Genomic DNA, 26,103 nt, shown 5'->3' with positions numbered 1-26,103 from the left:
GAATCGCACTTCTTATGAATCACATCATAAATAGTTGAGTGGACTTTTTATCAATTAGAGTGGTACCGCGGGAAATCTCGTCTCTTACATTTCAGATGTAAGAGATTTTTTATTTAGGAGGAAAAAATGGACTACAAACAAAAAATTGCTGATTTAATTGCTGTAGCTGTTGACAATCAATTAACTGCTGACCAAATTAGTGCCAAGATTGAAGTACCCAAGACTTTAGACTTAGGGGACTATGCCTTTCCAGCTTTCATGCTGGCTAAGATTTTGCGTAAGGCACCCCAAGCTATCGCCCAAGACTTAGTGGCTAAGTTACCGCAAGATGGTTTTGAAAAGATCGAAGCAGTGGGCCCATATATCAACTTCTTCTTAGATAAGCAAGCATACAGTCAAGAAATTTTACAGAACGTGTTGACTGCGGGCGCTCACTATGGGGATCAAAATCTCGGTGACCAGGGCAATGTTCCAATTGATATGTCATCACCTAACATTGCTAAACCAATGTCAATGGGACACTTGCGGTCAACTGTGATTGGAAATTCAATTGCTGAATTATTGAAAAAGACCAACTATAAGCCAATCAAGATTGACTACTTAGGTGACTGGGGAACTCAGTTTGGGAAACTGATCCAAGCCTACAAGATGTGGGGTAATGAGGCGGATGTCAAAAACGACCCAATCAATACGCTACTCAAGTATTATGTTCACTTCCACGAAGAAGCTGACAAGGATCCTGAACTAAATGATAAGGCACGGGCATGGTTCAAAAAACTACAAGATGGTGACCAAGAAGCAACTGAACTTTGGCAATGGTTCCGGTCTGAATCCTTAAATTACTTTATGAAGATTTACAAGGAGTTAGGGGTAGAGTTTGACTCCTTTAATGGGGAATCCTTCTTTAACGACAAGATGGATGAAATTATTGAAGTCTTACGAGAAAAGAACCTCTTAAAAGAAAGTCAAGGGGCACAAATTGTCGATTTAGATAAGTATGACCTCAACCCAGCTTTAATTTTACGGTCTGATGGGGGTACTTTGTACATCACGCGGGACCTAGCTGCTGCCTTGTACCGGTATCGGACATACAACTTCAAGCAATCATTATACGTAGTGGGGTCTGAACAAACGGGACACTTCCAACAGTTGAAAGCTGTTCTCAAGGAAATGGGCTACGACTGGAGCGATGACATCAAGCATATTCCATTCGGCTTGATCACTTCTGGTGGTAAGAAGTTATCCACCCGGAAGGGACGGGTAATCCTCCTTGAAAACGTCTTGAATGATGCGGTGGACTTGGCTTACAAGCAAATCGAAGCTAAGAACCCAGACTTGGCTAACAAGCAAGAAGTAGCGCATGACGTTGGGGTCGGAGCAGTAATCTTCCATGATTTGAAGAATGACCGGATGAACAACTTTGACTTTGACCTAGAAGAGGTTGTCCGTTTTGAAGGGGAAACAGGCCCATACGTTCAATACTCACACGCACGGGCAATGAGTATCCTGCGGAAAGCTAATATGGACATCCCAACGGATCAAGCATACGCCCTGGACGATCCAGAAGCATGGGAAACGCTACGGTTATTGGGTGACTTCCCAGCAACGGTTAAGCGGGCAGTTGAAGAATACGAACCATCTGTGATTGCGAAGTATGCTATTCACTTAGCCAAGGCTTTCAACAAGTACTATGCACATTCCCGGATCCTAACTGATGATGAACAAAAGGCATCCCGGTTGGCAATGGTTAAGAGTTTAACGATCGTTTTGAAGGAATCCTTGCGGCTATTAGGCGTCCAAGCACCAGACGAAATGTAATATTAGAAAATAAGAAAGAAACTGGAAAAACGCTGTGTTTTCCAGTTTTATTTTTTAGGGGAAGGAAGTTTTTCAAGTTGGCATATTATAAGATAAGTATGTGAAAATTACTTACGCACACAACTGAAATATGCTAGCGTAATAAGTGTTATACAAGAAACGATTAAAATACTTACCTCATGGACTACGGGTGGTAGGTTATTTTAATTCGTTTTTATTTTGGAGATGGAAAATGGAAGAATTATTTGGCAAAGCACCAGTCAAGAAAGTTTACTTTCAGTTAGCTCTCCCAGTGGTCTTGGGGATGTTGACAACGATGATTTATAGTTTGGCAGATACGATGTTTGTTGCTAAAACAGGTGATCCGAATCTAGTGGCAGGAATTACCATTGGGGCCCCGCTGTTTACCTTTTTATTAGCGGTTGCAGATATCTTTGGATTAGGTGGTAGTTCAGTTATCTCGCGCTTGTTTGGTGAGAAAAACTATACCTTAAGTCGGCGGGTAAGCAGTTTTAGCATTTATTGGGGAATACTCACTAGCATCGTGTTGACGGTGCTCCTTTTATGGTTTGAAAAACCAATCTTGTTGATCTTAGGGGCCAAAGCAACAACCTATCAGGATGCAGCCGCTTTTTATCGTGTTTTAGCTGTTGGAGCGTTTGCAGTTGTTTTTTCAGTCATTCCCCAAAATCTTATCCGAACTGAGGGGCTGGCTTTTCAAGCAATGCTAGCCAGCATGATAGGGACAATTTTGGCAATTATTTTAGATCCAATATTTCTCTTTGGTTTGAAGATGGGCGCTCTAGGAGTGGGGATTGCCAATGTTACCGGCTACCTGGTAACGGATCTTATCTTGGTCTATTTCATTTGGCAGCGGGCACAATATGTTAGCTTGGACCCCCGCTTAGCCTGCCTTGATGGACGAACGGTCAAAGAGGTTATTGCGATTGGGATTCCTAGTTCTATTACTAACTTTGCGCAGACCTTTGGGATGGCGCTTTTGAATTCATCGTTAGCTGTTTATGGAGCCCAGCAAGTGGCAGCAATGGGGATTACGCAAAAAATTTACGGAGTAGTTATCTTGGTGATTGTTGGCTTCACTTTTGGGGCGCAACCGCTGATTGGCTACAACTACGGGGCTAAGAATTGGTCACGTTTAAAAGAAATTTTACACTTTGATATGCTGGTTCAGATAGTTTATGCCATCCTTGTTGGTGGAGTCTTGATTATTGCTGCACGTCCGGTAACAGGACTGTTCATGAACCAACCAGAAATCGTAACAGCTGGGGCATACATGTTGCGGGCAACTCTGCTGACTACTCCTCTGGTAGGGTTGATCCTGGTTTATACAACAGTCTTTCAATCAATAGGGAATGCTTGGGCGGCTTTTGCAATGGCAGTTAGTCGACAAGGAATTATCTATTTCATTGCATTGGAAATATTGAAGATGACCAATGGATATCACGGAATTGTTTGGGCTCAGGCTGTGGCAGACTTGATTACTTGTCTTTGTGGATATCTTATCTACCGGTATGTATTTCAGAATAAGGAACAATGATAGGGATGACATTGGAGCTCGTCCTTGAACACTAGACGTAAATATGCTATACTTTGTCTGTTAATTGTATAGCTCGTAAAAGAGTGAGCAGTATGCTCACTTTTTTTATTGGGTTTTTCTTTAAAAGGATGTAAAGGAGGTCTGTTAGCAAGTGAGTAACGTAGTTGAAGTAGTCACTGAAATGGTCAACCCAATTTTAGCGGAACACCATTTTGACTTGTTTGACATTGAGTTTGTTAAGGAAGGCAAGAGTTGGTACTTACGGGTTTACATTGATAAGCCGGGAGGAATCAACATTGAAGAATGTGCCCTAGTCAGTGATCAACTGAGCGAAAAACTTGATAATTGTGACCCTGATCCGATCCCCCAGGCATACTACCTTGAGGTGTCATCACCCGGGGCAGAACGCCCATTAAAGCGGGAACAGGATTATCAACAGGCACTAGCAAATCAAGAATATATCAATGTTTCCTTGTACCAGCAGATTGCTGGTAAGAAGGTTTATGAAGGTAACCTCATCGCATTAGATGATGAACACTTAGTGCTGGAATATATGGATAAGACACGCAAGAAAACAGTCGATATTCCCCGCAAACAGGTTGCCAAGGCGCGTTTAGCAATTAAGTTTTAAGAATAAGGAGTCAAAGAAGCATGAGTAAGGAATTACTAAATGCATTAGATACGCTGGAAAAAGAAAAAGGCGTTAAGAAAGAGATCGTCATTGAAGCAATGGAAGCAGCGTTAGTTTCTGCTTACAAGCGCAACTATGACCAGGCCCAAAACGTGGAAGTTGAGTTTGACCAAAACAAAGGTGACATGCACGTTTATGCGGTTAAGACAGTGGTTGAAGAAGCACTGGATCCATTGTTGGAAGTTAGTTTGAAGGATGCTTTGCAAAAAAACAAAGCTTACGAAATTGGCGATACGATCAAGTTTGAAGTCACCCCTAAGAATTTCGGGCGGATTGCTGCGCAAACTGCTAAGCAAGTAATCTTGCAACGGATGCGGGAAGCAGAACGAAGTGTTATCTACGATAAGTACATTCGCTACGAAGATGAAATCGTTACGGGTGAAGTTGAACGGAGTGACAGTCGGGGCAATATCTACGTAAATATTGGGACGATCGAAGCTTTGATGTCTAAGCGGGACCAAATTCCAACGGAAGAATATGAGGCCCACCAACGGATCAAAGTGTATGTTTACAAAGTTGAAAACGTAACACGGGGACCACAGGTCTTCGTAAGTCGGTCACATCCAGACCTGTTGAAGCGATTATTTGAAAATGAAGTTCCAGAACTGTACGATGGAACTGTCGAAATCGTTTCGATTGCCCGGGAAGCTGGCGATCGGGCCAAGATCGCAGTTCGTTCTAATGATGACAATATCGATCCAGTTGGTACTTGTGTAGGACCACGAGGCCAACGGGTGCAAACGATTGTCAATGAACTCCATGGGGAAAACATGGACATTGTTGAATGGAAAGAAGATCCAGCTGAGTTCATCTCCAATGCACTGAATCCAGCTGATGTCTTAGAAGTACGGTTCAATCCAGAAAACGACCGTGAATGTACAGTGGCTGTTCCTGATGACCAATTATCATTGGCTATCGGTAAGAAGGGACAAAACGTCCGCTTAGCTGCCCGGTTGACTGGCTTCAAGATTGATATTAAGTCTGAAAGTGAGATGCCTTCATACGAAGATTATCTTGCAGAAATTGCTGCAGCCAAGGAAGCTGCACTGGAACCAATTATTTTTTATCCGCAAAACGATGCTACGGACCAAGAATAATTACTAGAGGAGAAGTCTATTATGGTACAACGTAAAATTCCAATGCGTAAAGACATTGTGACCGGCGAGATGAAACCGAAAAAAGAATTAGTGCGAGTTGTCAAAAATAAGCAAAATGAAGTTAGCATCGACCCTACGGGGAAGAAAGCCGGACGCGGTGCTTACATCTTTTTAGATGTTGCTATCGCAAAGTTAGCCAAGAAAAAGAGAATTTTTGATAAGGCTTTTGGACTGAAAATTGCTGATGAATTCTATGATGAGTTAATTGCATATGTTGACCACCAGGTAGAACGTGCAAAGTTATTTGGCAATGAAAAATAAGCAACAAGTTTTGAATATGCTTGGACTTGCCCGGCGTGCACAAAAGCTGACAACGGGTGAGGACCGGGTTTTAGCAGCTATTCGTGGGCGTCAAACCGGACTGGTCTTTTTTGCTAGTGATGGTGGGGCGAGTTCGCGTAAGAAATTTACGGATAAGTGTCAATCGTACAATGTCTATTTGTGCACAGAGTTTACGCGTGCAGAGCTGAGTTACGCGATTGGCAGTTCACGGTCATTACTGGCTGTTATGGATCAAGGCTTTAGTACCAAAATGAAACAATTATTAACAACCTCCTAGGTTCAGACAGGATTTTCCTGTCGACCGACTGGAGGACAGGCGAATCCGCGTAAGGTTACGATTAGGAGTGTGATCAGATGACTAAAAAACGCATCTATGAATTAGCCAAAGAGCTCAAGATGAGCAGTAAACAGGTAATTAAAATTGCTAAAGAGCAGGGGTTGACGGTGGGTAACCACATGTCAACTGTGAATGCTGGAGAGGAGCAAGTTATCAAGAAAGCAATGAAGGGTAATACTACTTCCCCAAAACAACAACCAAAATCAGAAAAGAAAGCACCGGCTAACAAGCACACTGAGCACAAGAAGCCAGTGCAATCTGCACCAAAATCACGGGATTTCCGCAAGAAGCATGAACAACCTGCAGGCCGCGACGAGCGCCGGGCTATGCGGGATGAAGATAGCAACCAACGGAACAACCGTGGTGGTAACGGCAAGTTCAACCGGAATAACAACTTCCAAAATGGGGGACGCAAGCGGTTCAACAAGAAAAATAAAAAGAACCGCCACAACAACCGGCAACAAAACAAGAAGCCAGTCCCACAAAGAAAGAACAAGCCATTACCAGAAACATTGGTTTACACAGTCGGCATGAATGTTGCTGAAATTGCCAAGAAAATCCACCGGGAACCAGCCGAAATTATCAAGAAGCTGTTCATGATGGGGGTTATGGTTAACCAAAACCAATCCTTAGACAAAGACACAATTGAATTATTGGCTGCTGATTATGGCATCAATGCCGAAGAGAAAGTTGAAGTCGATGTGGCTGATATTGATAAGTTCTTCCAAGATGAAGAAAAGAATACTGAACATTTAGCTCCACGCCCACCAGTAGTAACAATCATGGGTCACGTTGACCACGGTAAAACTACTTTGCTGGACAAGTTCCGTCATTCCCACATTACTGATAGTGAAGCTGGAGGAATCACGCAACACATCGGGGCTTATCAGATCAAGCATGATGATAAGACAATTACTTTCTTGGATACACCAGGGCACGCAGCCTTCACTAACATGCGGGCTCGGGGGGCGTTCATCACTGACATTACTGTTTTAGTGGTGGCTGCTGATGATGGGGTAATGCCACAGACAATCGAAGCGATCAACCACGCTAAAGCAGCTAACGTGCCAATTATTGTGGCGGTTAACAAGATTGACAAGCCTGGGGCTAATCCAAACCACGTAATGGAACAATTGATGGAATATGAATTAATTCCAGAAGACTGGGGTGGCGATACAATCTTCGTCCAAATTTCAGCTAAGTTCGGCAAGAACCTGGATGAATTATTAGATATGATTCTTTTACAAGCTGAAATTCTTGAACTCAAAGCTAACCCAGACCAAAATGGGGCTGGTTCTGTAATCGAAGCCCGGTTAGATAAAGGGAAAGGTTCCGTAGCTTCCCTCTTAGTTCAACAAGGAACACTCCGGGTAGGGGACCCAATCGTTGTCGGCAATACCTTCGGCCGTGTGCGGACGATGACCGATGCGTATGGACACAGTATCAAAGAAGCTACCCCATCAATGCCAGTGGAAATTACTGGTTTGAACGATGTGCCTGACTCAGGGGAACGGTTTGTTGTCTTTGATGATGAAAAGACAGCCCGGGCTGCTGGTGAAGAAAGAGCTAAACGGGCATTGATGAAGGAACGGTCTGAAACCCAACGGGTAACATTGGACAACCTCTTTGACACGATGAAACAAGAAGATATGAAACAGGTAAATGTGATCATCAAGGCTGACGTACAAGGCTCGGTTGAAGCTTTAGCTGGGTCCTTGAAGAAGATCGATGTTGAAGGTGTCCGCGTTAATATCATTCACCAGGCTGTTGGTGCAATCAATGAAAGTGACGTTACCTTGGCCGAAGCTTCAGGAGCAATCATCGTCGGCTTTAACGTGCGGCCAACTGTTGATGCCAAGAAGCAAGCAGAAATGGATAAGGTAGATATTCGTTTACACCGGGTGATCTACCAAGCTATTGATGAAATCGAAAGTGCCATGAAAGGGAAGCTGGAACCAGAGTTCAAAGAAAAGATCACTGGTCAGGTGGAAATTCGGCAGACTTACAAAGTTTCTCGGCTTGGAACGATCGGTGGGGGCTACGTAACTGACGGTTATATTCGTCGGGATAGTGGTGTCCGGATTATCAGAAACGGGATTGTTATCTATGAAGGCGAATTAGCTAGTTTGAAGCGTTTCAAAGATGACGTGAAGGAAGTCAAGCAAGGGTATGAATGTGGTTTAATGATTGAAAACTACAACGATATCAAGGTTGGCGACCAAATCGAAGCATATGTTATGGAAGAAGTTCCAGTAGAATAGTCTGAGGTGACAGTATGGTTAAAGAACATCGCGTTGGACGGTTAGCCAAGGAAATCGAACGTGAAGTGAGCGATATCTTGCTGAAACGGGTGCGTGATCCGCGGGTTCAAGACATTACCATCACAGGGGTAGATGTTTCCGGGGACTTGCAACATGCAACTATCTATTACAGTATTTTATCCGACAAGGCTTCTGATGCGCAAAAAGCGCAACAAGGTTTGGACAAGGCAACAGGTTTGATTCGTGGAGAACTGGGACGCCGGTTAACAATTTATGTGACGCCGGAAATCAAGTTTGAACGGGATGAATCTGTCCGCTATGGCGACCGAATCGACCAATTATTAAATGATTTAAAAAAGAACAACTCATTTTAAAGTTACTTTAAGATGAGGTTACTGAGGAGTGTTGGATCCTTGTGCAGATCCAGCACTCCTTTTCAGTATCGAGAATGGTATAATAACAAAGATTTACCACGTGATTGAGGAGTGATGGAGAGTGGACGGAATCGTACCTTTGTTTAAAGAGCGCGGAATGACTAGTGCAGCCTGTGTTGCTCGGTGTCGGGGAATTTTTCAAACTCGACGTGTCGGCCATAGTGGGACATTAGATCCTAATGTTGATGGAGTTTTACCGGTATGTATCGGCAAAGCAACTAAGCTAGTAAATTATTTGATGGCGTCAGGTAAAATCTATCAGGGAGAAATCACCCTGGGTTTTGCTACTGAAACCGAAGACCTGGATGGAGCTGAAATCGCGCGGCAACCATTGACACGTCCGTTTACCACTACTGAAATCGTGGCTGCGATGGAACAGTTGGTGGGTGATATTGTACAGATTCCCCCAATGTATTCGGCTGTTAAGGTCAAGGGGAAACGCCTCTACGAGTATGCTCGGGCTGGCGAAAAAGTGGATCGTCCCAAACGGTTAATCCATGTTGATTATTTCAAGCAGCGACAAGTAGCGACTTTTGATTCACAGACTGGCTTACAGAAAATTTATTTTGAAGTTGGTTGTGGTAAGGGGACATATGTCCGGACTCTAGCGGTTGACTTGGGAAAGATTCTCGGTGTTCCAGCAGTAATGTCAGATTTAACGCGGCTGAAAAGCGGGGGGATCACTGTTGGTCAAACTCTGACTTTAGACCAACTCCAGCAAGCTAAAGACCAAGACAAACTAGATCAAGTGCTCCTACCGGTGGCAACAGCTCTGCGGGACCTACCAGCAGTAGCTGTGACTTCAGATCAGTGGCGGATAGTTAAAAATGGGGGCTTTTTAGCTTTACCTGAATATCAAGATAAAACCAAAGTGACGCTGACTTACCATGGCAAAGTACGGTGTGTCTACCAATACGATACGCAACGCCAAGTCTTTCGACCAGAAACAATGATTGATTTGAGCGAATAAGAAGGTGATAGAGTGCGAATAATTCGATTAACTGAACCATATGACCAGACGCAGATTCCTAATTCAGATGTTGTCTTAGCAATGGGCTTCTTTGATGGCGTTCACCGGGGCCACCAACGGGTAATCAATGTAGCCCGCAAGAAAGCTCACAATACACACCTGCCCCTAGCTGTATTGACATTTGATATCTATCCCAAGATTTTCTTTACAGATGTTACCAAGGATACCATGCGCTATTTAACGCTTAATCAGGAAAAAATTGAGCGGATGGAAGCGTTAGGAGTAGATATTTTATACATTGTTACTTTTGATGAAAATTTAGTATATATGCCACCGCAGGAATTTATTGATAAATATGCCGTTGCTCTCCGGGCACGTTACTTAGTCGCAGGGGCGGACTTTACTTATGGCCCCCCAGCTATTGCTACTATGCCTCTTCTGCCTGAGTATGCCCAGGGACGGTTTAACATTATGTGTGTCAACCACCTTTGTGATGGCGGCCAAAAAGTTAGTTCAACCCGGATCAGACAGGCCCTAGCCACTGGACAGATGACGGAGGCCAACCGCCTATTGGGCTACCACTATCAGGTCCATGGCAAAGTTGTTCATGGTTTCCAGCGCGGTAGAGAGCTAGGTTTTCCTACCCTTAACGTTTTACCGTGGGCCCAGGAACGAATCCCTGGAGATGGGGTCTATGCTGTTCGCGTGCGTTTGGACGGTGAAAGTACTTGGTACCAGGGGATGGCGTCAATCGGCAATAACGAAACTTTCGGGAATGATCTTGCCCGAACTGTTGAGATCAATTTGTTCAATTTTAACCGTCAAGTTTATGGACGGCAGGTAACGGTTGAATGGATGTATTATTTGCGGCCAATGATTAAATTTGATGGCATTGATGAGTTGATCAGTCAATTGCAAGCAGACCGTGCCCAAAGTCGTAAGCTCTTAGCTAGTTTCTAGGTTATAGATATATTAACTGGTAAGCGGTATCAAAAACTGTATAATTATTTGTGAATATGATTAACAGTTGAGTAGGTGAGCAAGATGGCATGTTTAAGTTGGCACAGAGATTACACAACGAATAGTTTATTTGGCGTGCATTGCACCAAAATAGTTCACTATTGTTTATTTTAATAAGGGATAGTGAACTTTTTTATTAGTGCACCTAGATAAGAGGGAACGCAATGGTGGTGGAATAGGAATGAACACAAATGAATATAACGAAGTTGACTTATTAAATCTAATTAAAGCGTTACTCCACCGGTGGTGGGTCATCATGGCGGGGACAATAGTGTGTGCTGCAATTGGCTATGTTTGGAGCGCCTGGGTCGTAATTCCAACTTATGTTTTAACAACTAAGATCTATATTACTGGAAAGCAAACAACGCGGAATGGAAACTATAACGAGTCGACCACCCAAATGCTAACCGGATCATTGTTACAACAAAAAATGATCAACCAGCAACAATCACTAGGGCTAAAACCTTTGCAGACCTTTTACAGGCAGGAGCCTTGCGTAAGAATATCCCGGTTTTGTTCATGGGTTTAGCAGAAGCAGAGGCTACCAAACTTTTTGCTAGTACTTATCTAGCTTTACGCGTAGCTTATTTTAATGAACTGGATACATATGCGGAGGTTCATGACTTAAACACGCAGGAGATTATTAAAGCTGTTTGCTTGGATCCACGGATCGGTGATTACTACAATAATCCATCTTTTGGCTATGGTGGCTACTGTTTACCTAAAGATACAAAACAGTTATTGGCCAATTATCAGGATGTTCCAGAAGAATTAATTGAAGCAATTGTCACCGCTAATAGTACGCGGAAGGATTTTATTGCTGACCAGATCCTCAAACGGACCGGTTATTATGACTATACTAATGATTTAGTGTACAGTCCTCAAAAGGAACGAGCAGTGGTGATCGGTGTTTATCGGCTCACTATGAAAACAAACTCGGATAATTTCCGTGAGTCTGCGATTCAGGGTGTGATCAAGCGGGTTCGTGCTAAAGGAGCCAAAGTAATCATTTATGAACCATTGTTGGCACAGCCGGATACCTTTTTTTGGCAATCCAGTTATTAACAATTTGCAGCAGTTCAAAGAAATGAGTGAACTGATTATTACTAACCGGTATAGTGACGAATTGAGTGATGTGCAAGATAAACTTTATACACGGGATCTTTTTCATCAAAATTAGAAAAGTAACCAGCGGCTGGGAGAAACTTTTCACAGCCGCTTAGTTTATTTAGCACTAACTTTTTGCTCCCGATAAAAAGGATACGGGATGACGATGATATTTTCATAAAAAAAGAATGATATTTAAAGTATTTTATGTAAGCGCTATTTTTAATGTGATATAGTTACGCAAAAAGGAGGTGAAAACATGGATATTGCGGCTTCACTGCATGAAACTGGTCTCAGTCAAGCTGAGTGTGAATACTTGGTAGCCAACTGTCCTTTAACAGCATACAAGCAAGGAACAACGATTGCTGACGAAGAGCTGGAAGGAACCCTTTTTTATGTTCTGAAAGGGTTAGTTAAAGTTGACTTATTGGAACAAGATGGCAAACCATTTTCCCGCTTTATTGCTACCAAACACTTTTTTCCTTTTGGGCGTTGTTGTCAAAAGAAAAGTTTCATTAAGAATCAGTATTACTTTATGGCTTGGACAGATGTGGTAGCATTGAAGATCAATCCCCATGCGTTGCGTGCGTTAGAAGCAATGAACCTGAGATGGAAACATGTATTATTTGAGGACTGCTTTTATCAGGGAACGATTAGCGAGGACATGACCTTAGCGGTTTCGCAGCCTGCTGCTCCTGATCGCATATGGATGACGATTTTGGCACTAGCTCATTATTTTGGGGATACCAGGCAAGGTTTTGTCTATTTGCCTCGAACTTTTACTCGGGATATGATTGCTAATATTGCTAATTCCACTTTACCAACAATTAGTAAAACGCTACGGTCCCACGTTTGTGCCCAAGAGGCGTTGACCCGTCGAGGGGTGATTGCTGTTCATCAGACTGTTCTGAAAAAGAAGTATGGTTAATGATATAATGGATTTTGGATATTTATAAAGAATAATGAATAGGAGAAAAATGATGAAGAAAGAAGAGCGGCAAGCCATAATTGAACGTGTAATTGTCCAAAATCGCATTGGAACGCAAGAAGAACTAATCAAAATACTTAAAGACCGGGGAATTAAGGCAACTCAAGCCACGATTTCACGAGATATTAGAGAATTACATATTACCAAAAAGGCTGACAATACCGGACAGGTACGCTATGTGGTCTATAAGCACCAACCAGCGGACCAGAGCGAACGCCTCTATAAAAGTATTAGAGATAATGTCAGTCAAGTTGATCAGGTACAATTTATGTTGATCGTTCATACGATTGCGCGCAATGCCAACGGCCTGGGAGCAGTCATTGATGATTACCAGATCCCGCATGTCTTAGGGACATTGGCAGGGTACGACACACTAGTCTTGATCTGCGATAGTGCGGAAAGTGCCAATCAGGTGGGAACTATGATTAAGCAACATATGAAAAATGCTTAAGAATTTTCCTAAAATGCCCCTATCATTGAGAATGTGATAAAATAGGCAAAAACGAATAAAGGAATATTAAGGTTAATGAAGAATGTACCATGGTTAACAAATTTGTGGGAATTTATTAAGCGAAAATGGCATCGGTACCAGGTGACGCGGTGGTTGATAGTAGTTGGTCTAACGATCATCTTCCTCAGCTCGACTTACCTGGTTTTTGTTGCTAAAACAGCTGATGTTAAAAGTTTAAATTCTAAGCTTAAACAGACAACAACAATTTATGACCACAATAATAACAAAGCGGGGTATCTTTATTCCCAAAAGGGAACATGGGTCGATTTGGACCAGATTTCACCGCATGTTGAAGCAGCGGTGTTATCAACGGAAGACCGCAATTTTTATAAAGAATACGGTTTTTCAGTTAAAGGTATTGCCCGGGCTGGTTTGTTATATGTCAAAAACAAACTTCTCCACCGAGACTATATCAGTGGTGGGGGGAGCACCATTACCCAACAGCTGGCGAAAAATGCTTTCTTAACCCAACAACAGACTTTTTCGCGGAAAGCCAAAGAGATTTTTATTGCCATGCAGATTGAGAATACGTATTCCAAAAAGCAGATTTTGGCAATGTATCTAAACAATGCTTATTTTGGCAATGGGGTCTGGGGTGTCCAAGATGCCGCCCGCAAGTATTTCGGAGTTAATGCTAGTCAACTAAGTGTTCCCCAAGCGGCCACCTTGGCAGGGATGCTGACTAGCCCTAATGGTTTTAATCCCAAAGATCATCCGCAGGCTGCGACGCAGCGTCGGAATGTGGTTTTAAGCTTGATGCATGAAAATAACAAACTCAGTCAAGATGAAATGGTTCAATACCAGAAAACTGCGATGACTACAAATGATCGCTACCAGTACAAATCAGGTTACCGGTACCCATATTTCTTCGATGCAGTGATCAACGAAGCAATTAATGAGTATGACCTATCTGAAAAAGATGTGATGAACGGAGCATACAAGATTTATACTACTTTGGATCAAACATACCAACAAAAGATGCAAAATGCTTTTGCAAATGATGCTCTTTTTCCTTACAACGCAACTGATGGCGCCCAAGCACAGGGAGCTTCGATCGCAGTTGATCCTAAGACTGGTGGGGTAATGGCGGTTGTAGGTGGTCGCTCAGGAAGTCATGTTTTCCGTGGCTACAACCGGGCAACGCAGCTAGTACGGTCTCCAGGTTCAACGATCAAACCATTAGCGGTATACACACCTGCTTTGCAGGATGGCTATCATTACGATTCAATGATCAAAGATGAATATCGTGCTTATGGGACTAATCATTATCAACCGCATAATTGGGATAATCAATATAGTGGTGAATTGCCGATGTACAAAGCATTAGCACTGAGCAAGAATACCTCAGCTGTATGGCTCCTCAATAAAATTGGGGTTAATGCTGGTTACAATTCGGTCAAAAAGTTTGGCTTGCCGGTAAATAAAGATGATAAGAATCTAAGTTTGGCCCTCGGTGGTTTGGATAAAGGGGTCTCACCGCAACAAATGGCAGGGGCATATACGGCATTTGCTGATGATGGCACGCGCCAGACGCCACATTACATTACCAAGATTGTGGACGCAACGGGAAAGACTATTGTCGATGCAGAACCAAAGTCCAAGCGAGTCATGTCTACTAAGGTGGCCAACCAAATGACTAGCATGATGCTAGATGTTTATGCAGCTGGCGGGACTGGATATACAGCCAAGCCTGATGGATATACTATTGCTGGTAAAACAGGGACAACCGAAAATACTGGTAAAGGTAACCAAGCTGATAAGGACCACTGGTATGTTGGCTATACCAAGGATATAGTGGTTGCCACCTGGGTTGGCTTTGATTCAAGTAATCATTCATTGCAAGATGAGGGAGTACGGGGTGGATCACTACTCTTTAAGACCGAAATGGAGGGTATTCTGCCGAATACCGCGCAAACTCAATTTGATGTTCAGTCAGCTTCAACTATGGCCAAAGCTAAACAAGCCAATAGCTCAGAGGGTGAAGATGTTTGGAATGAAATTAAGAACACTGGCGATAACTTGAAGAGTAAAGCTAAAGAATGGTTCTCAAACAGCAAACAAATAATTAGTAACTGGTTTGGTGGTTAATCAATGTTATAATAAACGTAGTTACATTGAGGAGGAATAATCGTGGTTAATATTTACGATACGGCTAATCAGTTACAAGCTGACTTACGCCAAATTAAAGAATATAAAGAATTGCAAGCTGCTTTTGCGGCCTTGAAGGAAGACGAAGAAGCATATGCGGTTTTCCAAGAATTACGCAAAGCACAAGATGAATTACAAAAGCGGCAACAAGATGGCTCATTAGCAGATATCAAGCCGGAAGAGGCCAAGAAGATGCACGAAATTGGACAAAAGGCAGCTTCATTCGATGCAGTTAAGCGCCTGATGGAAAAAGAACGGGCCTTGAGCGTGGTTGTTGATGACATTGAACAAGCCTTGTTCAAGCCAATCACTGAATTATACGAATCATAATAACAGTTACTCATATGGACGAATGGCCAAAGAGAGGGAGTGGAGAACAATTATGTCCACTCCCTCTCTTCAAATAGCAAGAGAAGTAGGTGCTGCTCTTGTCAGATGATGGTATGAGGCAAGAGGGGGAACTTTCTTGCATAGAGATGGAGGAAAAATGGCTGAAAAAAGATTATTTGACTACGCAGTGGGTGAACAAATTCACCTGCATGTCCTCCTTAAAGGAGTGGAACGGCGTGTTTCAAAAAATGGTAAACAATACTTGATTTTAACTTTTGCTGACAAATCAGGTGAAGTAATTGCGATGTATTGGGATCCAAGTTCTGAAGACTTAACCCAGTTGGTTCCAGGGGCAGTGGTCTTGCTAACTGGAAGTTTGATTAATTACCAAGATAACCGGCAAGTGCGGATTACGCGGCTGGAACCAGTAACGACGGGGGCTTATGCCGATCCGGGATTATACATGCCGACGGCTCCAGAAGCCCCCAAGGAAATGGCAAATGAGTTTAAAGAATATATTGAAGACATCACTGATCCTGATTGGCAAAAGATTATTTATGCGTTACTGCACAAGTACCAAAAAGACTTTTTTACCTATCCAGCTGCCAAGAAGAATCACCATGCGTTTGTAGCTGGCTTGGCTTACCATACTTTATCGATTTTACGGTTGGCTAAAGCAGTTACCCAACAATATCAACACGTCAATGCCTCATTGTTGTATGCGGGTGCAATCCTTCATGATTTAGGTAAGACGCTCGAGTTGAGTGGACCCGTTGGCACAGAGTATACTTTAGCAGGCAATCTTTTAGGACATATTGTTTTGGTAGACGAAGAAATCATCAAGGTTTGTGATGAGACAGGAATTGACACCAAGAAAGAAAACATCGTGTTACTGCGCCATATGATCTTAGCTCACCACGGGTTGTTAGAGTATGGTTCACCAGTCCGACCTCACCTCTTAGAAGCCGATGTATTGCACCAATTGGATGAACTGGATGCTTCAATTCAGATGGTACGGTCGGCATTGGAAAAGACTGAACCAGGAGAATTTTCTGGACGGATTTTCGCTAAAGATAATTTGAAATTTTACCGGCCCCAAAACTGGTCCGACCAGTCTGAGCAACAAGATGAATAAATGTTAAAACAAAAACCAGACAACAGCTCCGCAGCGGAGATTGTTGTCTGGTTTTTGTTTGGTCATGAGAGTATCCCTCATGCTTATTTGTGGCTAAGAGTAACGAATTTAATTACTGCTTGATGAACTTGAAGTATAGTCTGATAAGACATTCTTCAGGTCGTTATCTTTAATGGAGACGTTCCCCTTCTTCAGGACCTTGGAAATAACTGATTGCAAAGTAGTCGTATCGTTCATTTCACTAGCGATAATTTGCTTCTTCAGTTCAGCAGTGTGATCAGACATCTTACCCTTGCCTGGATTCTTGATGGAGTAGATGATGTGATAACCATAACTAGTCTTGACAGGAGTTGTGGTGAAGGTTCCTTGCTTGAGGGCAAAAGCGGCCTTCTTGAAGTCATCATCTAAGTTGGTATCCGTATTGTCGAAAGAATCGAGCTTACCACCATTCTTCTTGCTAGATGAATCAGTGGATTTTTCTTTAGCTAATTTACTGAAGTTTTTGTAACTACCATCTTTTTGTAGTTCTTTAATGATATCTTCAGCTGTACTCTTCTTAGAAACTAGAATATGTGCCACTGTAATCTTAGGTTCATAAGACTTCCATTGACTCTTGAGCATTGAAGGAGTGATCTTAACGTTATCCTTAACCGCTTCTTGTAAGAGAAGGTTGGACCGTAATTGCTTCTTGAAAGCTGATTTGGTCAAGTCATTTTGTTGCAAGACACTGTTAAAGCTAGAACCATACTGGTCCTTGTAATTGGCATATTCTTTGTCAACGTCCTTGTCAGTGACTTTTTTACCGTATTCCTTTTCCAAGACTTTATTTAAGATCATCTGTTGCAATACTTGCTTACCAGATGAAGTCTTTTTCAAACTACTGTAATATTCACTTTCGGTAATCTTACCACCGGAAGTTGTAGCAACCGTTTTGGAGCAGGCTGCCAGGCTGACTGAAGCCAGGATAGTAGCACAAGCAACTAACCATTTTTTCTGCATAAGCATAAACACATCCGTTTCTATCTAAATTGTGAAAAGTAAATTTAATAACATGTCCTACTATACCACAGGACCAGAAACAGGAAGGGGGTAAGTAGTAATTAATTTAAACATTTTTTAGAAAGTGTCCTGACCTACAAGCGTATTAATGGAGCTTTGTTTCCAATGCTGTATTCCATTTTTCTATGGCAGCGGTATAGGCTGCAATTTTATCTTTTAATGGAAGCAAATCTGCTTGGGCAGTCACGACAGTTGCTAATAGACGATTAGTCTTGCCGCTGATTTGTTCCCAAACAAAAGCCGCATGCTGGAGGTCATTTTTAACTTGGTCGAACCCCAAATCTGTTGATCGCTGCTGTTTGAAGTGCCGCCATTCTAAGTATCCCCAGGTACTAACACCACCGATAAACGTAAGGGCGATTTTGGTTCTTGTCCGCATGTGCTATTTTTCCAAGTGAGCTACAATCTTGGCAGCTAGTGCTTGGAGTTGTTCAGCGCTGTAATCAGCACTATTATCGCTGAAACGAATGGCAAAAGTATCTGCGCTAGAGTACCGGGGAATAATATGAATGTGGGAGTGGAAGACAGATTGGTAAGCCACTTCACCGTTATTATTAACGATGTTTAAACCTTTGATGGCTGGATCAGAATTTTTAACTGCTCGTGCGATCATAGGGAGCTTACTGAAAACTTTGCTTGCCAAATCAGCATCATATGCGAGAATATCAGCCACGTGCTGCTTAGGTACTAACAGGGTATGACCAGGGGTAGTTTGAGAAATATCCATGAAGGCATACACATCATCATCTTCATAGATTTTGACACTAGGGATTTCGCCAGCAATAATTTTACAAAAAATACAATCGTTCATAAATGCTTCCTCCATTAGTGAAAAGTGTTTATTCATGTTTAAAATAATTATACACTAAGAATAAAGAACCGAGTAGATAAAGAGATGAGGGATCCTATGTTAACCGTTACCCATTTAACTGGGGGATATTCACGCCTACCAGTGATCAAAGATTTAAACTTTACTGTCAAAGCCGGTGAAATTGTGGGGTTGATCGGCTTGAACGGAGCAGGCAAATCGACCACAATCAATCATTTGATCGGCTTGCTAACGCCCCATACTGGAGAAATTGAGTTAAATGGCATTTCTTTGCAGGCCAATCCGCAAAAATATAAAGAGCAATTAGCGTATATTCCTGAGATGCCGGTTCTATATGAAGAACTTACCTTACGGGAACATATTGAAATGGTAATCATGGCTTATCATTTAGATCATGATCAGGCCTGGCAAGATGCCCAGCACTTGTTGCATTTATTCCGGTTGACCAATAAATTAGACTGGTTACCTGCTAACTTTTCCAAAGGGATGAAGCAAAAGGTAATGATCACTTGTGCGTTTATTACCCAGGCCCAACTGTTTATTATTGATGAACCGTTTTTAGGCTTGGACCCACTAGCAGTCAAAAACCTGTTAACAAGTATTAGAACAAAAGCAGATGCCGGTGCGGGTGTTTTGATGTCAACGCATGTTTTATCAACAGCGCAAACTTACTGTGACCGTTTTATTATGCTGGACCATGGACAAATTATTGCTCATGGAACATTAACCGATTTACAGACCCAAGCACACATGGCGGACGCTAATTTGACAGATATTTACTTAGCTTTAACACAGGAGGGTGGAAGTGATGAATGATTTATGGCGCCAGCGTCAACGGGCATATCGGCGTTTATTACTGAAATATAGTCGTTATGTGCTCAATGATCACTTTGTTATTGCACTATTATTTATCTTGGGGGGATTTAGTTTAGGCTACGCCCAGCTAGTGCAAAACCTAACTCCCGAGAACGCGGCTTGGTGGGTCTGGCCGGTAAGTGGAATCTGGCTGTGGGGGTGGCTGTATGTTGGTTCAATCACCACTTTGCTCAAACCACCCGACCCCATTTTTTGGTTACCGCAAGAAAAAGCTAGTGGTCAATATATACAACGGGCGTTTTGGTGGAGTTTATGGCGTAACTGCGGATTACAAATAATTGGACTGGGAATAATAAGCCCTTTAGTATTACGGGGACTAGGCATGAACAGTTGGGACTTACTGGCACTAGGGCTGACTCAATTATTATTAAAGGGTACGTTAACACTGCTAGAATACCGAATTTTGACTAAAAAACGTAACGTACAATTAGCAACTAAGCAAGAGTACCTGGTGTTATTTGGTACACAAATTAGTTGCTTGATCCTGGCCTTGAGGGTGACTTGCTGGGGTGGTTTGGCCCTGGCAGCGCTTTGTTTGGGAGTGGTCGGGATAACTACTTACCGGTTGGAAGATTATGGTATTGATTGGCAGCTTGCTTTAGCCAAAGAAAACAGTCGGATGGCGCGCTTGTACCGCTTTTTTAACCTATTTACTGATGTGCCGGCAGTTCAAGGGAGTATCAAGCGGCGTAAACTATGGGATAAACTTCTGCCCCAAGCTAAGGGCAATCCATATTTGTATTGTTACTACCGGACTTTAGTGCGCAATCCCAACTTGAGTGGAACCTACTTCCGGTTAGTTGGTGTAGGTGTGATGGTCGTGCTCCTCATTCCGGGGGTCTGGGTGCGTGGAGCAGTGGCAGTGCTATGGCTTTACCTGGTAATGAATCAAATGTTAGGACTAGCTAGTGTCCACCGCAATAATTTGTTTCAATATGTATGGCCACTACAACCACTTCAACAAAGAAAGGCACTCCAAAAAGTGATGCGCTATCTGCTTGGAGGAGTGACAATTTTGCTAGTAGTCGGGGTTGAAATTGTAACTAAGAATTGGCTCTTAAGTGGGGGGATGCTGGTAATTCTAAGTTGTGAAAACGCCGTCTTAACGGGCTTTTACCTCCCTCAGAAGATGGATAAATTGCTTGACACTCAGAAGTGAAATTTGTAAACTTTAAGAGGTTATCGAATTGAGTAGAGGAGCGAGCCAAGATGGATTTCAATTTGGAAACAAATAGCTGGCAAGTTCTCCCAGTCGGTGGCGACACAGGTATGGCTTATATGGGGGTTAGCAAGAACAAGAAGTTATTCTTGAAGCGAAATACATCTCCATTTTTAGCTGCCTTATCTCTTGAGGGGGTTACCCCACGGTTGATGTGGACGAAACGGATGTCATCTGGTGACACTTTGACGGCCCAAGAATGGTTAAACGGACGAAGCTTACATAAAAGTGAGATGGCTTCAAAGCAGGTTTCTGACCTCTTGTACAAAGTACATCATTCTAAGCTGTTAAAGAAAATGCTAAGACAGGTTGGCGGAACTGTTGTGACCCCAACAAGCCTATTAGACAGTTATTTTGATGGGCTGAGTTCAGACCTGCGGAAGCATCCGTTGTTAGCGCGTGTTGCTACCCAACTGAAGCGGACTATGCCTCAGTTAGACCCAGCAAATTTCGAAGTATGTCACGGCGATTTAAATCATAAAAATTGGTTGTTATCAGATGCTAAACGTTTATATTTAGTAGATTGGGAATCAGCAGTAGTTGGCGACCCAGCATTGGATTTAAGCATGTTAATGTGCCTATATGTCCCACGTGATCAATGGCATGAGTGGCTTGAACGCTATTATGGAAGAGAGATTGATTCCGCTTTTCAAGCGCGAGTTGATTGGTATACAATGATGAACTTATTGTTTTTTATCAAGCATAGTCATGGGCGTGGTCGTTTCCATGAAATGAACCAAGACATATGTAAATTAGCCGATTTTGTCGATACGAAAAACTAAGTAAAATTAATTTAAAAATACTTTTATTGAGAGGCTGGGAGAAAATTCTGTTTTCGCACCAGCCTCGTTGTTTATTCACTAATAGCACATAAATTACGTGGCAAATAGCCCCAAGTCTAGAACCTAAGTATGAACGAAGGTCATCACACTTTATATCACCCTCGTCTTAGCTTAGCCCAACGACTTGGCATGAAGGCTATTTTCCGCGCACTTTTTCTAAAGGAGCGATGCACGAGTGCGTTTAAGAAATAAGAAGTGGGCGCGCCCACTAATTGAAAGTAATCCCCAATACATTGTGACAGAACCTGAAAAATACCGAGGAAAATGGCAAGAGCGCTTCGCCCAAAAGGCACCTCTATACATTGAGGTCGGGATGGGGAAGGGGCGGTTTATCACTGACATGGCCGCAGCGCACCCCGATAAGAATTTCATTGGGATTGAAATTCAAACTGCAGCTGCAGGAATTGCTCTTAAGAAACAGGTGGCCCAAAAGCTGCCAAACTTGCAATTGATTCTGGCAAACGGGGCAGGATTGACGACATTTTTTGCTGATAATGAAGTGGCGGGAATTTACCTGAATTTTTCTGATCCTTGGCCGAAGAAAAAGCAGGCTAAACGGCGATTAACCTACAAGAGTTTCCTGGCGCAGTATGAGCAGGTAATGGCACCGACCGGGCATTTAGAATTCAAGACGGATAATATGGGGCTATTTGAGTTTTCGTTACAGAGCCTCAACAATTACGGAATGAAATTCGATGGTATCTGGCTTGACCTGCATAACAGTCCTGAAGCAGAAGGTAACATAATGACAGAATATGAAGAAAAGTTTAGCCAGTTAGGTCAACCGATTTACAAGTTGACTGCTCATTTTCCCAAAGCAGATCAGTTGTCAGCCCAAGTGGATTAATGTATAATTACTTACAATTAATAAGTCAACTGGAGTGTGATTGACATGGAAATGTTAGAAAAAATGAATCAAGCAACCCTAGAAGAAAAATTAGCAACAGGAAAGTATGTCCTCTTCTTTACTGCTGATTGGTGCCCAGATTGCACATTCATCAAGCCATACATGCCAGAAATTGAAGCACAATTTGCAGATTACAAGTTCTTACAAGTTGACCGGGACGAAAACATTGACCTCTGCCAAGAATTGATGGTTATGGGGATTCCAAGTTTCATCGTTTACGAAGATGGCAAGGAAGTTGATCGGTTTGTAAACGGCGATCGTAAGACCAAGGCTGAAGTTGTTGACTTCTTAGCACAAGTGAATTAATTAGAGTTGGAGCTGGGAGAAAATGCTATTTTCTTACCAGCTTTGTTATTTTCCAATCACTTTTAAATAATTGCCGACTGATTATGTTAGAATAGAGCATGATTATTAACGTTGAGTTAATTTTATAATTACTAATTGAATAAGGGAGTTTAAAAAGATGCTAATTGCTAGCTATAATAAAGCCCACTTGGGAGATGTTTTGCTGACGATGGTTCGCCCAGATGAACCAACTCAAGCAAGTGAACGTAAACAAAATATTGTTCGGATTTTTTCACCGGCCACTAACGAAACGTTGGGGTATAACTTCTTTGCTGTTAGCGAGATTGTGCCTGATTTAGCTGGTTCTGGACAGGTGGTTTTACGTCCTGAACAAGTGGATCAATTAAACCAAGCATTGACGGCAGCCGGTTTTCCTGCGGAATTAGTTTATGATAATGATCCTAAATTTGTTGTCGGCCATGTGGAAACAGTAGCAGCTCATCCAGATTCTGACCACCTGCACATCGTACAAGTTACTATTAATGATGGGCAACAATTAACGCTTGTTTGTGGGGCACCTAATATTGCTGTTGACCAACGGGTAGTTGTAGCTAAAGTTGGGGCAATGATGCCAAACGGGTTGATGATTTGGCCAGGCAAACTTCGGGGAGTGGACAGCCCAGGAATGGTTTGTTCAGCGCGTGAATTAGAATTGCCAAATGCACCACAAAAACGCGGAATTTTGGTACTGCCTGAAGACGACAGTCGCTTTGCAGTTGGCGCTGCTTTTGATTTTGCGGCTGGGGCTGAACTGTTCGCATAAAAATATTTCCTAGCAGGACAAAATGCTTTGTTAGGAAACATAACCAGATATTATCCTTACGGGGAGGACAACGAACTAACAGGCTGTCCTCCTCTCTTTTTTGGTAATAAAATTATGCTAGAATAGTTGTGCAACGAATATGAATGAATTAAGTGATAGATAAGGGTGGAAGTGAATGCAACATTATGATGGACCAGCCTTTTTTAGGCAACAAGGAAAAAATGTCCTGCGGGTTAGCCCGCGGCAAAACACCCGTGAGAATTATCATTCTTTGACTGGGGATGATTATCGCGGACCGGTTTATCAGGGACGAAATACTAAAAAAGCACAATCAGGTACATTACACCGCGAATATACAACGAGGACATTTAAGCCTAAATATGTCCCGCCTTCCACAGCACAGTTTACGCCCAATGAAAGTCGCAAGAAATATACGCAGTTAGTCAAAGAACTGGCTAAGACGGCAGATTCATACTTATTGTGGGATGAAAAACCTAGTGATGAATTGATTATTGATTTGACTGTTCCCGCTGATCAGGGACCAGTTCGGCCGGTTGTCACGACTGAAACAGCATCGGATGAAAAAGCGCAACCAGAAGCGGAGGATACCAAGGTTGGTATGATCGATGGTGCGAAGACAGTGGCTGAGAACCAAGCTGCGGGACATGCTGTACTAGATGTAGAAGCTGGTACAACGCGTCCAACTCCAACCCCAGTGTCACCTACTGTAGATGCAACAGGTGAACCACGGGCGTTAGACCGGTCATTGACTGATATCATGAATGCTGAACAAAATGACCAGCGACATCTGGCTTTGTTTGATGAGCATCGACGCCAAGAGCAGATTAATCAAGGAAAGACGGCACAAACTAGCCAGCCAAAGTCAAGTCAGAATGCCATGGTCAAGGATATGGTAGATACGCCAACTCCAAGTGGGCAACCGCTAGTGGCCCCACCAGTATCTGAGCAAGTAAGCAAGAAAGTAGCAATTGCAGATCCTAAAGACATTACGAACGTCCAACCAGCTGCGTCAGAACCGACGGGGGATAAACAGCAGTTTGTTTACCAATTTCCACCATTGAGTTTGCTGCCAGAGCCAGTAGCGGTTGAAAGTAGCACCATGGATGAATGGGTATTGAACCAGATTGATGTTCTCAACGAAACGCTGCAATCGTTCCATGTTGATGCCACGGTTAAAGACTGGACGGTTGGCCCGACAGTCACTCAGTTTGAAGTTAAATTAGGGCGTGGGGTCAAGGTTAGCAAGATCACTAACCTAACTGATGATCTCAAACTTGCATTAGCAGCCAAAGACATCAGAATTGAGGCCCCAATTCCAGGCAAAAGCAGTGTGGGGATTGAAATTCCTAACCTTAAATCACGCCCGGTTATGTTGGCGGAAGTTCTCGAAGCACCGCAATTTAAACAAGCCCAATCACCACTGACAGTCGCATTGGGAGTCGACTTGTTTGGCCGTCCTCAAGTGACCGACCTGCAGAAGATGCCACACGGATTGATTGCTGGAGCGACGGGATCAGGAAAGTCAGTTTTCATCAATAGTTTGTTAGTTTCGCTCCTGTATAAGGCCCAACCGGAAGAAGTCAAACTACTGCTAATTGACCCGAAGGCGGTAGAAATGGCGCCTTACCACGATATTCCTCACTTGTTGGCACCAGTTATTTCTGATCCGCAGGCAGCCGCCGCTGCTCTTAAATGGGTAGTTAACGAAATGGAAGAACGCTACCAACGATTGGCTGCTGCTGGGGCTCGTAATATTGAGGGATTCAATGAGAAAGCACAAGCGCAAGGGGAATATGGTTTGAAGATGCCATATATTGTGATTGTGATCGATGAGTTGGCTGATTTGATGATGGTTGCATCCTCAGAGGTTCAAGATTATATTGCCCGAATTACCCAGAAGGCACGGGCAGCGGGAATTCACCTTTTGATTGCTACGCAACGACCAAGTGTTGACGTTATTACCGGGACAATTAAGAACAACATTCCAACGCGGATTGCTTTTATGGTTGCCAGTCAAGTTGACTCTCGGACGATTATTGATACTGCTGGTGCTGAAAGGTTGCTTGGACGTGGCGATATGCTTTATTTGGGGAACGGAGCTAGCCAACCAGTCCGGTTACAAGGAACATATATTAATGATGAGGTTGACGCTGTAACCGATTATGTTCGGCGCCAAGCCCGGCCCCACTATGCTTTTGATCCGACCGATTTGAAAAAAGAAATTTCTCGGACTAATAGTGAAGACGACCTCTTGCCAGAAGTGTTAGACTATATTGTTAACGAAGACAATATATCAACTTCTAAATTACAGCGGGTGTTTTCGATCGGTTACAACCGGGCAGCCAATATCATTGATGACTTGGAACAACAAGGCCTGGTTTCAGCCGCTAAGGGATCTAAACCTCGGGATGTTTTCTTAACACCAGAAAAGTTGGCACAATTTGAAGACAATTCAGATTTAATCTGAATCTGGTAAGCTTTATATGGTAAACTTA

25 protein-coding genes and 2 pseudogenes are annotated in these 26,103 nt (G+C 42.8%); 24 read left to right on the top strand and 3 right to left on the bottom strand.

Annotation, left to right across the window (positions count from 1 at the left end; genetic code table 11):
• The first annotated feature begins 126 nt into the window (after positions 1–126).
• The 17 genes and pseudogenes from argS (at position 127) to G541_RS0100840 (ending at position 16,747) form a co-directional block, all read left to right on the top strand.
• Positions 127–1,818 (top strand): arginine--tRNA ligase, encoded by a 1,692-nt coding sequence (gene argS / locus G541_RS0100920; protein WP_027826182.1) that lies wholly within the window; start codon positions 127–129, stop codon positions 1,816–1,818.
• Positions 1,819–2,050: 232 nt separating this feature from the next.
• Positions 2,051–3,376: an MATE family efflux transporter gene (locus tag G541_RS0100915; RefSeq protein WP_027826181.1), complete on the top strand. Its 1,326-nt coding sequence runs from the start codon at positions 2,051–2,053 to the stop codon at positions 3,374–3,376.
• Between the two features lie 151 nt (positions 3,377–3,527).
• On the top strand, positions 3,528–4,007 hold the full coding sequence (gene rimP, locus G541_RS0100910; protein WP_009554899.1) for a ribosome maturation factor RimP: 480 nt from the start codon (positions 3,528–3,530) through the stop codon (positions 4,005–4,007).
• Positions 4,008–4,027: 20 nt separating this feature from the next.
• Entirely contained in the window at positions 4,028–5,164 is a 1,137-nt protein-coding gene (gene nusA / locus G541_RS09070; protein ID WP_009554897.1) for a transcription termination factor NusA, read from the top strand.
• Positions 5,165–5,185: 21 nt separating this feature from the next.
• Complete coding sequence (gene rnpM / locus G541_RS0100900; protein WP_027826180.1) at positions 5,186–5,485, top strand: RNase P modulator RnpM; 300 nt, start codon at positions 5,186–5,188, stop codon at positions 5,483–5,485.
• Positions 5,475–5,783, top strand: a complete 309-nt coding sequence (locus G541_RS0100895; protein WP_009554893.1) for a L7Ae/L30e/S12e/Gadd45 family ribosomal protein — start codon at positions 5,475–5,477, stop codon at positions 5,781–5,783. The genes rnpM and G541_RS0100895 overlap by 11 nt, the downstream gene beginning before the upstream one ends.
• 77 nt (positions 5,784–5,860) lie before the next feature.
• A complete protein-coding gene (infB, locus tag G541_RS0100890; protein ID WP_009554891.1) occupies positions 5,861–8,104 on the top strand; it encodes a translation initiation factor IF-2 in 2,244 nt (747 codons plus the stop codon).
• A 14-nt stretch (positions 8,105–8,118) separates the two neighbouring features.
• On the top strand, positions 8,119–8,478 hold the full coding sequence (gene rbfA / locus G541_RS0100885; protein ID WP_009554889.1) for a 30S ribosome-binding factor RbfA: 360 nt from the start codon (positions 8,119–8,121) through the stop codon (positions 8,476–8,478).
• Between the two features lie 121 nt (positions 8,479–8,599).
• Positions 8,600–9,508 (top strand): tRNA pseudouridine(55) synthase TruB, encoded by a 909-nt coding sequence (gene truB, locus G541_RS0100880; protein ID WP_027826179.1) that lies wholly within the window; start codon positions 8,600–8,602, stop codon positions 9,506–9,508.
• Positions 9,509–9,520: 12 nt separating this feature from the next.
• Entirely contained in the window at positions 9,521–10,468 is a 948-nt protein-coding gene (ribF, locus tag G541_RS0100875) for a riboflavin biosynthesis protein RibF (RefSeq protein WP_027826178.1), read from the top strand.
• 241 nt (positions 10,469–10,709) lie between these two features.
• A pseudogene (locus G541_RS10775) lies at positions 10,710–10,904 on the top strand (Wzz/FepE/Etk N-terminal domain-containing protein); the annotation flags it as partial.
• A 14-nt stretch (positions 10,905–10,918) separates the two neighbouring features.
• Positions 10,919–11,708, top strand: a pseudogene (locus G541_RS09065) (UDP binding domain-containing protein); the annotation flags it as partial.
• A 186-nt stretch (positions 11,709–11,894) separates the two neighbouring features.
• On the top strand, positions 11,895–12,563 hold the full coding sequence (locus G541_RS0100860; RefSeq protein ID WP_027826176.1) for a Crp/Fnr family transcriptional regulator: 669 nt from the start codon (positions 11,895–11,897) through the stop codon (positions 12,561–12,563).
• Between the two features lie 52 nt (positions 12,564–12,615).
• Complete coding sequence (locus tag G541_RS0100855; RefSeq protein ID WP_027826175.1) at positions 12,616–13,074, top strand: arginine repressor; 459 nt, start codon at positions 12,616–12,618, stop codon at positions 13,072–13,074.
• 75 nt (positions 13,075–13,149) lie between these two features.
• Complete coding sequence (locus G541_RS0100850; RefSeq protein ID WP_027826174.1) at positions 13,150–15,222, top strand: transglycosylase domain-containing protein; 2,073 nt, start codon at positions 13,150–13,152, stop codon at positions 15,220–15,222.
• Between the two features lie 42 nt (positions 15,223–15,264).
• Positions 15,265–15,612, top strand: a complete 348-nt coding sequence (locus G541_RS0100845; protein WP_027826173.1) for a YlbF family regulator — start codon at positions 15,265–15,267, stop codon at positions 15,610–15,612.
• 157 nt (positions 15,613–15,769) lie between these two features.
• Positions 15,770–16,747 (top strand): 3'-5' exoribonuclease YhaM family protein, encoded by a 978-nt coding sequence (locus G541_RS0100840; protein WP_009554871.1) that lies wholly within the window; start codon positions 15,770–15,772, stop codon positions 16,745–16,747.
• A gap of 108 nt (positions 16,748–16,855) precedes the next feature.
• Here G541_RS0100840 and G541_RS0100835 read toward each other — a convergent pair whose 3' ends face one another.
• The 3 genes from G541_RS0100835 to G541_RS0100825 form a co-directional block, all read right to left on the bottom strand.
• Positions 16,856–17,746, bottom strand: a complete 891-nt coding sequence (locus G541_RS0100835; protein ID WP_027826172.1) for a peptidylprolyl isomerase — start codon at positions 17,744–17,746, stop codon at positions 16,856–16,858.
• A gap of 145 nt (positions 17,747–17,891) precedes the next feature.
• Positions 17,892–18,185, bottom strand: coding sequence for a hypothetical protein (locus G541_RS0100830; protein WP_027826171.1), 294 nt, complete (start codon positions 18,183–18,185; stop codon positions 17,892–17,894).
• A gap of 3 nt (positions 18,186–18,188) precedes the next feature.
• On the bottom strand, positions 18,189–18,617 hold the full coding sequence (locus G541_RS0100825) for an HIT family protein (protein WP_027826170.1): 429 nt from the start codon (positions 18,615–18,617) through the stop codon (positions 18,189–18,191).
• Positions 18,618–18,713: 96 nt separating this feature from the next.
• Between G541_RS0100825 and G541_RS0100820 the strand changes: the two genes are divergently transcribed.
• From G541_RS0100820 to G541_RS0100790, 7 genes are all read left to right on the top strand, one after another.
• Positions 18,714–19,451 carry an ABC transporter ATP-binding protein gene (locus G541_RS0100820; RefSeq protein ID WP_027826169.1) on the top strand — a complete coding sequence of 246 codons (738 nt, stop codon included), beginning with the start codon at positions 18,714–18,716 and terminating at the stop codon, positions 19,449–19,451.
• On the top strand, positions 19,444–20,670 hold the full coding sequence (locus G541_RS0100815; RefSeq protein ID WP_027826168.1) for an ABC transporter permease: 1,227 nt from the start codon (positions 19,444–19,446) through the stop codon (positions 20,668–20,670). The genes G541_RS0100820 and G541_RS0100815 overlap by 8 nt, the downstream gene beginning before the upstream one ends.
• A 50-nt stretch (positions 20,671–20,720) precedes the next feature.
• Entirely contained in the window at positions 20,721–21,512 is a 792-nt protein-coding gene (locus tag G541_RS0100810; RefSeq protein WP_009554859.1) for a phosphotransferase family protein, read from the top strand.
• 235 nt (positions 21,513–21,747) lie between these two features.
• Complete coding sequence (trmB, locus tag G541_RS0100805; protein ID WP_027826167.1) at positions 21,748–22,419, top strand: tRNA (guanosine(46)-N7)-methyltransferase TrmB; 672 nt, start codon at positions 21,748–21,750, stop codon at positions 22,417–22,419.
• 45 nt (positions 22,420–22,464) lie between these two features.
• A complete protein-coding gene (locus tag G541_RS0100800) occupies positions 22,465–22,785 on the top strand; it encodes a thioredoxin family protein (protein WP_027826166.1) in 321 nt (106 codons plus the stop codon).
• 157 nt (positions 22,786–22,942) lie between these two features.
• On the top strand, positions 22,943–23,587 hold the full coding sequence (gene ytpR / locus G541_RS0100795; RefSeq protein ID WP_027826165.1) for a YtpR family tRNA-binding protein: 645 nt from the start codon (positions 22,943–22,945) through the stop codon (positions 23,585–23,587).
• 175 nt (positions 23,588–23,762) lie between these two features.
• Complete coding sequence (locus G541_RS0100790) at positions 23,763–26,075, top strand: DNA translocase FtsK (RefSeq protein WP_027826164.1); 2,313 nt, start codon at positions 23,763–23,765, stop codon at positions 26,073–26,075.
• The last annotated feature ends 28 nt before the right edge of the window (positions 26,076–26,103 follow it).

Source organism: Ligilactobacillus saerimneri DSM 16049 (assembly GCF_000423265.1).
In the GTDB taxonomy this organism is placed as follows: domain Bacteria; phylum Bacillota; class Bacilli; order Lactobacillales; family Lactobacillaceae; genus Ligilactobacillus; species Ligilactobacillus saerimneri.
This window is presented reverse-complemented; position numbering and strand designations above follow the sequence as displayed.